13 protein-coding genes are annotated in these 12,007 nt (G+C 63.3%); 10 read left to right on the plus strand and 3 right to left on the minus strand.

Annotation, left to right across the window (positions count from 1 at the left end):
- A partial coding sequence (locus B3H86_RS00955) for a LysR substrate-binding domain-containing protein (protein ID WP_292050690.1) occupies positions 1-714 on the plus strand: 714 nt, incomplete at its 5' end.
- 39 nt (positions 715-753) lie between these two features.
- On the opposite strand, the gene B3H86_RS00960 is transcribed toward B3H86_RS00955, so the two are convergent.
- A complete protein-coding gene (locus B3H86_RS00960) occupies positions 754-1,014 on the minus strand; it encodes a hypothetical protein (RefSeq protein ID WP_070473657.1) in 261 nt (86 codons plus the stop codon).
- A 124-nt stretch (positions 1,015-1,138) separates the two neighbouring features.
- On the opposite strand from B3H86_RS00960, the gene B3H86_RS00965 reads away from it, so the two are divergent.
- The 8 genes from B3H86_RS00965 (at position 1,139) to B3H86_RS01000 (ending at position 8,615) form a co-directional block, all read left to right on the plus strand.
- Positions 1,139-1,414, plus strand: a complete 276-nt coding sequence (locus tag B3H86_RS00965) for a metal/formaldehyde-sensitive transcriptional repressor (RefSeq protein WP_019183747.1) — start codon at positions 1,139-1,141, stop codon at positions 1,412-1,414.
- 55 nt (positions 1,415-1,469) lie between these two features.
- The gene (locus B3H86_RS00970; RefSeq protein ID WP_292050691.1) at positions 1,470-2,579 is read left to right on the plus strand and encodes an S-(hydroxymethyl)glutathione dehydrogenase/class III alcohol dehydrogenase; all 1,110 of its coding nucleotides are present in this window, start codon (positions 1,470-1,472) and stop codon (positions 2,577-2,579) included.
- A gap of 69 nt (positions 2,580-2,648) precedes the next feature.
- Positions 2,649-3,032 carry a VOC family protein gene (locus B3H86_RS00975; RefSeq protein ID WP_292050692.1) on the plus strand — a complete coding sequence of 128 codons (384 nt, stop codon included), beginning with the start codon at positions 2,649-2,651 and terminating at the stop codon, positions 3,030-3,032.
- Positions 3,033-3,110: 78 nt separating this feature from the next.
- Positions 3,111-3,671 carry a hypothetical protein gene (locus B3H86_RS00980; RefSeq protein WP_292050694.1) on the plus strand — a complete coding sequence of 187 codons (561 nt, stop codon included), beginning with the start codon at positions 3,111-3,113 and terminating at the stop codon, positions 3,669-3,671.
- A gap of 11 nt (positions 3,672-3,682) precedes the next feature.
- Positions 3,683-4,516 (plus strand): S-formylglutathione hydrolase, encoded by an 834-nt coding sequence (gene fghA / locus B3H86_RS00985; RefSeq protein ID WP_292050695.1) that lies wholly within the window; start codon positions 3,683-3,685, stop codon positions 4,514-4,516.
- Positions 4,517-4,558: 42 nt separating this feature from the next.
- Positions 4,559-4,783 carry a hypothetical protein gene (locus B3H86_RS00990; RefSeq protein ID WP_292039274.1) on the plus strand — a complete coding sequence of 75 codons (225 nt, stop codon included), beginning with the start codon at positions 4,559-4,561 and terminating at the stop codon, positions 4,781-4,783.
- 108 nt (positions 4,784-4,891) lie between these two features.
- The gene (locus B3H86_RS00995) at positions 4,892-6,706 is read left to right on the plus strand and encodes a DUF885 domain-containing protein (protein ID WP_292050696.1); all 1,815 of its coding nucleotides are present in this window, start codon (positions 4,892-4,894) and stop codon (positions 6,704-6,706) included.
- Positions 6,707-6,818: 112 nt separating this feature from the next.
- A complete protein-coding gene (locus B3H86_RS01000; RefSeq protein ID WP_292050697.1) occupies positions 6,819-8,615 on the plus strand; it encodes a DUF885 domain-containing protein in 1,797 nt (598 codons plus the stop codon).
- 69 nt (positions 8,616-8,684) lie between these two features.
- Here B3H86_RS01000 and B3H86_RS01005 read toward each other — a convergent pair whose 3' ends face one another.
- A complete protein-coding gene (locus tag B3H86_RS01005; protein WP_292050698.1) occupies positions 8,685-9,800 on the minus strand; it encodes a DUF1176 domain-containing protein in 1,116 nt (371 codons plus the stop codon).
- A gap of 162 nt (positions 9,801-9,962) precedes the next feature.
- Here B3H86_RS01005 and B3H86_RS01010 point away from each other — a divergent pair, with 162 nt between their 5' ends.
- Positions 9,963-11,186 carry an NADP-dependent isocitrate dehydrogenase gene (locus B3H86_RS01010; protein ID WP_292050699.1) on the plus strand — a complete coding sequence of 408 codons (1,224 nt, stop codon included), beginning with the start codon at positions 9,963-9,965 and terminating at the stop codon, positions 11,184-11,186.
- 139 nt (positions 11,187-11,325) lie between these two features.
- Here B3H86_RS01010 and B3H86_RS01015 read toward each other — a convergent pair whose 3' ends face one another.
- On the minus strand, positions 11,326-11,868 hold the full coding sequence (locus B3H86_RS01015; protein ID WP_292050700.1) for a DUF2939 domain-containing protein: 543 nt from the start codon (positions 11,866-11,868) through the stop codon (positions 11,326-11,328).
- Positions 11,869-12,007 lie beyond the last annotated feature (139 nt).

Consider the following 12,007-nt stretch of genomic DNA (forward strand, 5'->3'; position numbering starts at 1 on the left):
GTCGCCCTCACCGAAGCCGGCCAGCGCCTGCTCGAGCGCCTGCAGCCCGCGCTGGGGCAGGTGCATGACGCATTGGAAGAGATGAACCACTTCCGCGCGGCACCGGCCGGCCTGCTGCGCATCAACGCCACCCGCGCCGCCGTCCAGACCCAGCTCGGCCCACGCCTGGCGAAGTTCCTGCTTGCGCACCCGGATGTGCGTTTGGAGTTGGCCCAGGACGATGGCCTGGTGGATATCGTCGCCGGCGGTTACGACGCTGGCGTGCGCCTGCACGAATCGGTGCCGGAAGACATGGTGGCCGTGCCACTGGGGCCGGCGCTGCGCGGCCTGATCGTGGGTGCGCCCTCCTATCTGGCGGGGCGGGAGATACCGCAGCACCCCCGTGATCTGCATCGGCACGAGTGTGTGCGGTTCCGCTTCGCCAGCGGCCACCTTTACAAGTGGCAGTTCGAACGCGATGGCCAGGCACTGGAGATCGACGTGCCCGGGCGCCTCACGTTGGGTGATCAGAACACGATCCTGCAGGCGGTGGTGGACGGGTTGGGGCTCGCCTACGTGCTGGAAGATTCCGCGCGCCCGTATCTGGACGATGGCCGGCTGGTTGCCGTGCTGGAGGACTGGAGCGAGCCGTTCGCCGGCTTTGCGGTGTATTACCCACGGCAGCGGCAGATGTCGTCTGCGCTGCGGGCGTTCATTGATCTGCTGCGCGGATAGGTCAGCGCCTGGGCCTGCCAGGCTGATGCCACGGACGGGTCAGCAGCGCAGCCTGCGCCAACCCAGTGCAATGAGACTCACGGCAGCAGCCACGAGCAGCGCGCCGGCAACCACCTGTCCGGCCGCGTATCCATCGGCATAGGCCGCTGCCTGTCCCGTGGTGCCTGCGAGCGGCGATGACAGCACATGCATGGCACGAAGCAGCAACGCACCGCCGGCAAGGAGGAAAAGATAAGGGAACACTGCGCGTCGCGTTGGCATCCGAAGGTGAACCTGCATGGCAAATGTGATGTCGTCCATGACGCCGGCTGGCACGTGCGGCGTTCTGCTTGGATTGTTCGTGTCAAGCGGGGAGCCTGTCAATGGCCTGGATACTTCGATCCTGTATACTCACCCCCAGTATAGTTAACCGGCCTTTTGCCCCATGCCCCATTCACCGCAGGAAAAAAAGCGCGTTCTCGCCCGGGTCCGTCGGATCCGCGGCCAGTGCGATGCACTCGACCGCGCGCTGGAAGCCGGGGCCGAGTGCGGTCCGGTGCTGCAGCAGATCGCCGCGATCCGTGGTGCCGTCAACGGGCTGATGTCCGAAGTGATGGAGGCGCATCTGCGCGAAGAGTTCGGGCAACCGGCCCAATCCGATGCGCAGCGCGATGAGCGCGTGCGCGAGATGAGCATGCTGATCCGTTCCTATCTGAAATGAGTGCGCGGGTGCCCGCGTACTGCCCATCTTTGTTCCCTGCCTTGGAGTGCTTCCCATGAAATCCCGTGCCGCCGTTGCCTTCGCCGCTGGCGAACCGTTGAAGATCGTCGAGATCGATGTCGCGCCGCCGCAGAAGGGCGAAGTGCTGGTCAAGATCACCCACACCGGTGTCTGCCATACCGATGCGTTCACGCTGTCCGGCGATGATCCGGAAGGTCTGTTCCCGGCGGTGCTCGGCCATGAAGGCGCGGGCATCGTGGTCGAAGTGGGCGAGGGCGTCACCAGCGTCAAGCCGGGCGACCACGTGATCCCGCTGTACACCGCCGAGTGTGGTGAGTGCCTGTTCTGCCAGAGCGGAAAGACCAACCTGTGCGTGGCCGTGCGCGCCACCCAGGGCAAGGGCGTGATGCCCGATGGCACTACCCGCTTCAGCTACAACGGCGAGCCGATCTACCACTACATGGGCTGCTCCACCTTCAGTGAGTACACCGTGGTGGCCGAAGTCTCGCTGGCCAAGATCAATCCGGAAGCCAACCCGGAACACGTCTGCCTGCTCGGCTGCGGCGTGACCACCGGCATCGGCGCGGTGCACAACACCGCCAAGGTGCAGGAAGGCGATTCGGTGGCGGTGTTCGGGCTGGGCGGCATCGGCCTGGCGGTGATCCAGGGCGCGCGCCAGGCCAAGGCCGGCCGCATCTTCGCGATCGATACCAACCCCTCCAAGTTCGAATTGGCCAAGCAGTTCGGTGCGACCGATTGCATCAACCCGAAGGACCATGACAAGCCGATCCAGCAGGTCATCGTGGAGATGACCACGTGGGGCGTGGACCATACGTTTGAATGCATCGGCAACGTCAACGTGATGCGCGCCGCGCTGGAATGCGCGCACCGTGGCTGGGGCCAGTCGGTGGTGATCGGTGTGGCCGGCTCGGGCCAGGAAATCTCGACCCGTCCGTTCCAGCTGGTTACCGGCCGCTCGTGGAAGGGCACCGCCTTCGGTGGTGTCAAGGGCCGCAGCCAGCTGCCGGGCATGGTCGAAGACGCCATGAAGGGCGATATCGAACTGGCGCCGTTCGTGACCCACACGATGGGCCTGGACGAGATCAACGATGCGTTCGACCTGATGCACGAAGGCAAGTCGATCCGTTCGGTCATCGTTTTCTAAGGCATAGTTGCCAAAAACAACTGACTGAGATTAAGCTCCCCTCGATAACGATATCGAGGGGAGTTTTTTATGATTTCGCACGTCATTCTGGGGGCCGCCGATCTGGAAGCGTCCAAGGCGTTTTACGACGCGGCACTGGGGGCTTTGGGCCATCGCGAGGGACGCACGATCCCGGGCATGGGCCGCGTCATGTATATGACCCGTACCGGAACCTTCGGCATTTCCATCCCGATCAATGGCGAGCCAGCATCCTGCGCCAACGGCAGCACCATCGGTTTTGCCGCCGACAGCGAGGAAGCGGTGCTGGCCTTCCATAAGGCAGGCGTCGAAAATGGCGGCACCTCGATCGAGGATGCGCCGGGCCTGCGCCAAAGCCCCTTCGGCGATCTCTACCTCGCTTACTTGCGCGATCCCGCTGGCAACAAGATCTGTGCCATGTATCGACCGGAATAGGACGACCCGTCCGCTAGGGCGGGTGGGGCGGCCGTGATAAGACCCGCCCCATCCCCCTTGGTGACTTCCGGAGCCGACATGAAATCGAAGTCCGCACTTTTCGCCGGTATCGCGGCGCTTTCGATCGCGGCGGCGGCGTGTGACCGCACCCCGCCACAGATGAAGGGCCCGACGCCAGAAGAGCAGGCCGCGGCCCCCGCGTGGGAGAAGGAAGATGTCTGGCTCTATATGCCGGACCACATCATCAAACAGCGCATCGATGAGAAGGCGCTGACGCCCTATATGGATCAGGTGACCGCCGCCGCCGAGGCCGCGTTGAAAGCCGCCCCGCGCGAGGCGGGCTCATCCAACATGTTGCTGGTGATGATCAAGCCGGGCCAACGCGCCAAGTCGTGGATCGTCAGCAGCAAGCCAGAGCTTTCCCCTGAAAAGGTCGAGGGCCTCACCGCCGCCGTCAATGCCATCGCCGCCCCTGCGGTGACTGGCGGCCCCGTGCTGGTGGGCGTGCGCTTCAAGGCCTATGGCGGCGGTGAGCCGCTGATCAGCGAGCGTCCGCCGATCCCCAAGGACTGGTATCAATATTTTGGCAACAAGGGCCTGCTGGACGATGCGTTCATGGCCCGCGTCTGGCCTGAGTGACCGGAGTGATTATGGAAACCGTCAAAACCCACACCGTCCACGGCGGCAAGCTCAGCTATCTCAAGCATGACAGCGCCACGACCGGCACGCCGATGACACTGTCGATCTTCGTTCCGGCGGGTACAGGCCCGTTTCCGGTCCTGTACTGGCTGTCGGGCCTGACCTGCACAGAGGATAATTTCACCACCAAGGCCGGTGCCTATCAGGCCGCCGCCGAGCATGGCGTGATTATCGTCGCGCCCGACACCTCTCCGCGTGGCGAGGGTGTGGCCGATGATGAGGCCTATGATCTGGGGCAGGGCGCGGGCTTTTACGTCAATGCGACCCAAAAGCCTTGGGCACCGCATTTCCAGATGGAAGCCTATGTCACCGGCGAACTGATCGAAAAGGTCGAAGCCCATTTTCCGGCCAATAGCGTGCGCGGCATTTCGGGCCATTCGATGGGCGGTCACGGCGCACTGACGCTGGCGCTGAAATATCCGGACCTGTTCAAGTCGGTCTCGGCCTTTGCGCCGATTTCGTCTCCCACCCGCTGCCCGTGGGGTACGAAGGCCTTCACCGCCTATCTGGGCGAGGACCGCACCGAATGGGCCAAACATGATGCGGCGCTGCTGATCGAGGCGGGCGCGGCCAAGGGCCGTTATGACGACATCCTTGTCGATCAGGGCGATGCCGACACCTTCCTCGAAAACCAGCTGAAGCCGGCACTGCTTCAGGCTGCCGCCGACAAGGCGGGCCAGAAGCTGACGCTTCGGATGCAGCCGGGCTATGACCACTCCTACTTCTTTATGGCCAGCTTCATTGTCGACCACGTCGCCTTCCACGCAGCGCGTCTGAAGGCCTAAGTCGGGCTGTCGGAACAGGGGCGGGAATGCTAGAGGAAGGCCATGACCGATCTGACCGCTTATGAGCCCATGTTTTCCGCCCTCTGCACCGAGCTGGGCTATTGCCTGCACGAAAAGGGGCAGGTGAAGGTGGTCGAGGCCCTGCCCAAAGGTCTGGATGCCGCCGTCCGCGCCGTCCTTCAGGCCGAGGGCCACTATGAGCCCGCCGCCTCGGGCGATCTGAAGCGCGGCATCCGCGACTGCATCAAGCAGCACCTGCCTGCCTGACAGGCGGACATGTGACGCAAACTTAATCCATGAAACGGCCCCGTACGTCTTGCGTGCGGGGCCGTTGTTCTTAGTGTCGCATAACCGTGACCATTGGGAGGGTTTGGGATGGATCGTCGTCGTTTGCTTAAAGGATTTGCTGCGGGGGCAGCCTTTGCGGGTCTGCCGATAGGAGGAGCTCTGGCCAACGCCGCCGACGGCACGGCAACCGCGACCTTCACAGCCCTGCTCGACGAGATCACCGAGGCCTTTCTGCTCAGCGATCCGGAATCCCTGACCGGTCTGGGTATGGACCGCGGCGAGAGGGGCTGGGCCCGCTACCGCCTGACCGACAACTCGCCCGCGGCCCGTGAAAGGGACAGGCAGAAATTCGCCGATATATTCGCACGCCTGGCCCGCCTCGGCCGCGAGAGCCTGAGCCGCGTGGACAAGACCCGCTACGACTGGGTCAAATATTTCGGCGAGTCCTACATCGCCATCGAGGAAATGGGATACGGTCAGAACGGCTATCCCAGCCCCTATCGCATCAGCCAGCTGACGGGAGTCTATCAGGGCACGCCCGACTTCATGCGCGCCCAGCACCGCATCGAGGAACGCTCCGACGCCGAGGCCTATCTGGCCCGTCTGGAAGATTTCGCGGTCCAGCTGGAACATGACCGCCTGCAAACGGTCGAGGATCAGGCCAAGGGGGTGATCCCGCCGGACTTCATCGTGCGCAAGACCCTCGAACAGCTGCGCAGCCTCATGGCCGGTGATCCGGCCGATCACTCGCTGGTCGAGAGTCTTGTCACGCGGGCTTCGGCCAAGGGCATTTCCGGCGAATGGGGCGCGCAGGCGGCAGCGATCCTGAAAGACAAGGTCATGCCTGCGCTTCGGAAGCAGGTCGATCTCTACGAGGCCACCCTGCCGCGCACGACCCACGATGCCGGCATCTGGAAACAGCCGCGTGGCGACGAGTTCTATGCCCGCGCCCTGCGCTACTATACCAGCACCGACATGACGGCGGATGAAATCCATCAGGTCGGTCTGGATCAGGTGGCCGAGCTGACCGCCCGTATAGACACGGTCCTGCGCCGTCTGGGCATGACCCAGGGCACGGTCGGAGAGCGTGTGGCCAAGATCGGCGAACAGCCCGGCCAGCTCTATCCGAATACGGATGAAGGCAAGGCCCAGCTGATCTCCGACCTGAACGCCAAGATCGTGCATATGGACACGCTGCTGCCGAACTATTTCGGTCGCCTGCCCAAATCGCCGGTCGAGGTGAAGCGCATTCCCGTCGAGACCGAGGCCGGCGCGCCGGGCGGTTATTATTTCCCGCCGGCGCTGGATGGATCGCGTCCGGGTGCCTTCTATATCAACCTGCGCGATACGGCCGAATGGCCCAAGTTCAGCCTGCCTTCGCTGACGTGGCACGAGGCCTCGCCGGGCCACCACTTCCAGCTGGCGCTGGGGATGGAACAGGAAGACCTGCCGCTGCTGCTCAAGACGATCGGCTTTTCGGCCAATGTCGAGGGCTGGGGCCTGTACGCCGAACAGCTGGCCGACGAGCTGGGCGTCTACAAGGACGATCCGTTGGGCGAGATCGGCTATCTGCAGTCGCTGATGTTCCGCGCCGCGCGTCTGGTGGTCGATACCGGCATGCACGCCAAGCGCTGGAGCCGCGAGCAGGCCATCCGCTACATGGTGGACGTGCTGGGCGACGAGGAATCCAACGTCACCACCGAAGTCGAGCGCTACTGCGTCTGGACCGGTCAGGCCTGCGCCTACAAGGTCGGCCACAACGTCTGGTCCAGAATGCGTACCGAAACCGAGGCCCGCCTGGGGGCGAAGTTCGACATCAAGGCCTACCATGATTTCGGTCTGGCCTTGGGGCCGGTGCCGCTGGCCGTGCTGGAACGTGAACTGGGCAACTGGCAGGGGTAAGGTGATGCGTCGCGTCTCAAGCGACGGGATTGCCTTTAACACACGTTGAAATCACGGGTGTCCGACGGCGAGGGGCTGTCGGCACCCGTTCTGTATCCGAGGGGAGTATTCCATGATCGACCGTCGCCGACTTTTGATGGGGGCCGCCGCAGTGGCCGCCGCCGCCCCGACACTGGCACAGGCCAGCGCCGCGCTGAATGATGCGGATGCGCGGCTGGATTCCCTGCTGGATGGCTGGTTCAATGACGAACTGCTGGAAAGTCCCGAGCGTGCGACCGGTCTGGGTCTGGACAAGGGCGAGTGGGCCGGTCTGTCGCGCAAACTCAGCGAAACGGGGCTGAAGGCCCGTGACGAGGACCGCGCGCGCGCCATCTCGAAATGGAATAGCCTCAAGACCTTCGACCAAACCGGCCTGTCCGAGCAGGGCCAGCTGAACTATGACATCGCCGCCTTCGGTCGCGAGACAGCGGCCGAGACTTCGCGGTTTGAATATGGTTCTGGGCCGGGACGTCCGTCACCCTACGTCGTTGCGCAGCTGTCGGGGGCCTATTATTCGACGCCGGACTTCCTGGAGAACCAGCACCGCTTTGACGACAGGGATGGCGCAGATGGTTTCCTGTCGCGTCTGTCCGATTTCGCCAGGTCCATTCTGGGTGAAAACGAACTGATCGAGTACGACGCCGAAAAGGGCGTTATCGCGCCCGATTACATTATCGACCGTACCCTGCCGCAGATCCGCACCCTGCGCGATATGGCGGCGGACGATTGGTCCATGATCAAGACGGTGGCCCGCAAGGAGGCCGCGCTTGGCCTTACGGGCTATGCCGACCGCGCCAAGGCCATCCTGGACAATGAGGTGAAACCCGCGCTGGCGCTGCAGATCGCCAAGCTGGAAGGTCTGCGCTCACGCGCCGTGCATGATGCGGGCGTGTGGCGTCTGCCGGATGGCGAGGCCTTCTATGCCAACGGTCTGCGGGCCAACACCACCACCACCCTGACGGCAGATGAAATCCACCGAATGGGGCGCGAACAGGTGGCCCAGATCAGTGCCGAACTGGATCAGGTCCTGAAGTCGCAGGGCTATACCCAAGGCACGGTGGGCGAGCGCGTCGATGCCCTGAACAAGGATCCGGCCCAACTCTTCCCCAATACCGACGAGGGCAAGGAAGAGCTGCTGAAGTGGCTGAACGACCAGATCAAGGAACTGGACCCGATGCTGCCGGCCTATTTCGGCCGTCTGCCGAAAACCCACGTCGAGGTGCGCCGTGTGCCGGTGTCGATCCAGTCGGGTGCACCGGGCGGCTATTACCAAGGACCGCCGCTGGATGGCTCGCGTCCGGGGGTCTATTACATCAACCTGCGTGACAGCGGGAACTGGCCGCGCTTCTCGCTGCCGACCCTGACTTATCACGAGGCCTCGCCGGGCCACCACCTGCAGGTGGCCCTGCAGCGCGAGGCGGGCGAGTTGCCGCAATGGCGCCGTGCGGGCGGCTTCTCGGCCTTCAACGAGGGCTGGGCGCTGTATGCCGAACAGGTCGCAGCCAACGACATGAACGCCTATGCCAACTATCCGCTGGGCCGTGCGGGCTTCCTGATGTCCTATCTGTTTCGCGCCGTGCGTCTGGTGGTCGATACCGGCATGCACGCCAAGCGCTGGAGCCGCGAGGACGCGGTAGAATACATGGTCGCCTCGGGGGCCAAGCCGCGCGATGCCGCCAACAGCGAGATCAACCGCTATACCGTCTGGCCGGGTCAGGCCTGTGCCTACAAGGTCGGCCACACGGTCATCGCCCGCCTTCGCGCCGAGGCGGAGGCCAAGGCCGGTTTCGACCTGCGCCAGTTCCACGACAAGGTGCTGCTCAGCGGTTCGATGCCGCTGGCCGTGCTGGAGAAGCGTCTGCGGGACTGACCCCGGACCATTCTTGAAACCAGACGAATCCATGAAAAAGGGCTGGAGGATTACCTCCGGCCCTTTGCTTTAGAGCGTTGCGGAATAGGTGGATGGCCAATGCGCAAAGTACATGCCGAGACAATCGGTCATGGTCAGCTCGCTCAGCAGACTGAAGTTGCGGCCCGTCCAGACCCATTCGGCGGCCTGACCGCAATCGCCTATGCCGCGCGCCTTGGAGAATGCGGTCACGGTGCGCGACCGGGGATCGTATTCGCTGTTGACCAGCTGGGTGCTTGTCTCGCCCGTCGTAGCAAAGTTGACCAGCCGCGCATTGGAACCGTCATTGGCCGAGGTCACGTAGCTGCGCGAGAAATTATAGGCGCCGGCCCCGCAAGGCACGCTCCACAAAAGCGTGTCGGAGCCCAGACGGTGGACTTCCCAGCGATCCGATGTGTTGTCGTTTTCAGCGCACTCGCGCACAGCCTGTAGGTTGGCGACCGCAGCGGGCATCCGCGAAGGCAGATTGGACTGGGCGATGGCCGCAGCAGCCTGGATGCGCGGACGTGCGAGGGCGGCGGGCACTGTGCTGGCGGCGCGGTCGCCCTTGCGGACAAGGGCGGTTGTCGAACCCAGGCGCCCCTGACGCTCGTCTATCCAGAGCAGGGCCGCGGCGGCCCCCGTCAGGGTCACTTGCGTTTTTTCATCGCCCGCCGCCAATGTCATGGCGCGGCCATTGGCGATGGCCCTTATCAATTGGTCGGAGGCGGCCTCGATCGACAGCATAGGCGTTTCGGAGTCCACCTGCTCCATCTTGCCGGCATAGTTCAGGCCGTCGATGTTCAGCAGCAAGCGGGACGATCCAGCCGGCAGATCCCAAGTGCCCGCCAAGACGTGCGGCCTGGCGGCAGGGCCCGCGGACAGCTGGACCATGACATAGCCGTTTCCATTGTTGGCAGGGCCATAGGCGGCGCAGTTGTTCACATTGTCGCAGACGGCAGTCCACTCGCGGAAGGTTTTGGTTTCGCTGGCAAATCCTGTTGTCTGGGGCGCGGCTTCGTCACCGGCTGTTGCCGAGACGGGCGCAGCGGCTTCGCTGGCCGAAGGGGCTTCGGTCGCGGGTGTGTTCTCGGTGGGGGCTTGGTTGCATCCGGCCAACAGTACGGCAGCCGCAGTCCCGATAAGCAGAATAGGCTTGGAGGTCATTGCGATGTCCTTGTCTTGCCCAGGCACTTAAAGCGGATAGGCCGGAGATCGGGCAAGCGCGAATAACGCGAATTTTCTTGTGCCCTATTGCTTTGCGTCGGCGCTAGGGAGGGCTATATCCGCCCCCAACGTAAACCTTTCAAAGAACCAAAGAGGCGAAGCATGGCCAAGATCAAGGTCGCCAACCCCATCGTGGACATCGACGGCGACGAAATGACCCGCATCATCTGGCAGATGATCAAGGACAAGCTCGTCTTCCCGTACCTCGATCTCGAGCTGGACTACTACGATTTGGGCATGGAAAGCCGTGACGCTACGGACGACCAGATCACCATCGACGCGGCCAAGGCCATCCAGAAGCACGGCGTTGGCGTGAAGTGCGCCACCATCACGCCGGACGAAGCCCGCGTGAAGGAATTCGGCCTGAAGAAGATGTGGAAGTCGCCGAACGGCACCATCCGCAACATCCTGGGCGGCGTTGTCTTCCGTGAGCCGATCATCTGCTCGAACGTTCCGCGTCTGGTTCCGGGCTGGACCCAGCCGATCGTGGTTGGCCGTCACGCCTTCGGTGACCAGTACAAGGCCACCGACTTCCTGATGCCGGGTGCTGGCACCCTGACCATCAAATTCGTCGGCGATGATGGCGAAGTCATCGAGCACGAAGTCTACAAGGCTCCGGGCGCTGGCGTGGCTATGGCCATGTACAACCAGGACGAGTCGATCCGCGAGTTCGCCCACGCCTCGTTCGCCTATGGCCTGCAGCGCAACTATCCGGTCTATTTGTCGACCAAGAACACCATCCTGAAAGCCTACGACGGCCGCTTCAAGGACATCTTCCAGGAAGTCTACGACGCCCACTACGCCGAAGAGTTCAAGGCTCGCGGCCTGCACTACGAACACCGTCTGATCGACGACATGGTGGCTGCCGCCATGAAGTGGTCGGGTGGCTTCGTCTGGGCTTGTAAGAACTATGACGGCGACGTGCAGTCGGACGTCGTGGCTCAGGGCTTCGGCTCGCTGGGCCTGATGACCTCGGTCCTGATGACCCCGGATGGCAAGGTCATGGAAACCGAAGCCGCCCACGGCACCGTGACCCGTCACTACCGCCAGCACCAGAAGGGTGAAGCGACCTCGACCAACTCGATCGCTTCGATCTTCGCATGGACCCGTGGCTTCAAGCACCGCGCCAAGCTGGACAACAACGCCGAGCTGGCCAACTTCGCTGAGACCCTCGAGAAGGTCGTCGTGGAAACCGTTGAATCGGGCTTCATGACCAAGGACCTGGCCCTGCTGGTCGGCGACCAACAAGGCTGGCTGACCACCGAAGGCTTCCTGGACAAGGTCTCGGAAAACCTGAAGAAGGCTCTGCCGGGTATTGGTGAGTAATCACCGCTCAAGCAGCGAGGCCCCGCGGGCCTCGCGGTAGCGAGCCAAGTCGATCAAGCAGCGAGGCCCCGCGGGCCTCGCGGTAGCGAAAAAAAGAGAGAGCCCCGCCGGACTAGGTCTGGCGGGGCTTTTTCAATGCCTAACGTCGAGTGGTGGGCTGCGTCGCCTGCTCGGGCGGCAGGCCGATGTGGACCAGCTTCCACTCATAGGCGCCGCGTCTCTCCAGCGTGAAGACGGTGCGGCCCCCTTCCTTCGAGGGCACGGCCAAGCGGGCGCGGTTCAAGCTCCAGTAGACGGGGCGGGCAAACGGGGCCTTTTGCTTATCGGGGCGAAGGGCTTGCGTGGCGTTCATAGCGTCACGGCCCTGACCACGGATCAGGGCATCCAGAGCGGCGGGGCTCAGATAGTTGTCCGGTTCCGGGCCGCGATTGATCAGGACCGGAGCGGTCTGGAACTGACGCATGATCGCCCCATACGGATCACGCAGGATGGAAGGCGGCGGGGTCTGGGCTTGGGGGCGCTGGGTCAACTGGGGGCGTAAGGACACGCGCACGGCATCAAAGTCGACCAGCTTTTGCAGACCTTGGATGTCTTGGGACTGGGCTGCCGAGCGTATGCCCATGAAGGCCACAGCAGGCGCAGCGAAGAAACACACTACGGCCAGCCCAAGGGCTACGAGCACTCCATATCCGAATAGACGTTTCATTGCCCCTCACATTGATACTGGGGAAGAAACGCAGGACGGGGCCGGTAGATGCTCGCACCGCCCATAAAAAAGCCCGCCTCAAATGAGGCGGGCCTTCCTATTTAGTGAAGAGGTC

The organism is Brevundimonas sp. UBA5866 (assembly GCF_002432125.1).
Taxonomy (GTDB): domain Bacteria; phylum Pseudomonadota; class Alphaproteobacteria; order Caulobacterales; family Caulobacteraceae; genus Brevundimonas.

Bases quoted from the DNA above. Each gene is read 5' to 3' on its own strand.
- fghA (WP_292050695.1), top strand. From the start codon at position 3,683: ATGGAAACCGTCAAAACCCACACCGTCCACGGCGGCAAGCTCAGCTAT.
- B3H86_RS00980 (WP_292050694.1), top strand. From the start codon at position 3,111: ATGAAATCGAAGTCCGCACTTTTCGCCGGTATCGCGGCGCTTTCGATC.
- B3H86_RS01005 (WP_292050698.1), bottom strand. From the start codon at position 9,800: ATGACCTCCAAGCCTATTCTGCTTATCGGGACTGCGGCTGCCGTACTG.
- B3H86_RS00970 (WP_292050691.1), top strand. From the start codon at position 1,470: ATGAAATCCCGTGCCGCCGTTGCCTTCGCCGCTGGCGAACCGTTGAAG.
- B3H86_RS00965 (WP_019183747.1), top strand. From the start codon at position 1,139: ATGCCCCATTCACCGCAGGAAAAAAAGCGCGTTCTCGCCCGGGTCCGT.
- B3H86_RS00960 (WP_070473657.1), bottom strand. From the start codon at position 1,014: ATGGACGACATCACATTTGCCATGCAGGTTCACCTTCGGATGCCAACG.
- B3H86_RS00995 (WP_292050696.1), top strand. From the start codon at position 4,892: ATGGATCGTCGTCGTTTGCTTAAAGGATTTGCTGCGGGGGCAGCCTTT.
- B3H86_RS01010 (WP_292050699.1), top strand. From the start codon at position 9,963: ATGGCCAAGATCAAGGTCGCCAACCCCATCGTGGACATCGACGGCGAC.
- B3H86_RS00975 (WP_292050692.1), top strand. From the start codon at position 2,649: ATGATTTCGCACGTCATTCTGGGGGCCGCCGATCTGGAAGCGTCCAAG.
- B3H86_RS01000 (WP_292050697.1), top strand. From the start codon at position 6,819: ATGATCGACCGTCGCCGACTTTTGATGGGGGCCGCCGCAGTGGCCGCC.
- B3H86_RS00990 (WP_292039274.1), top strand. From the start codon at position 4,559: ATGACCGATCTGACCGCTTATGAGCCCATGTTTTCCGCCCTCTGCACC.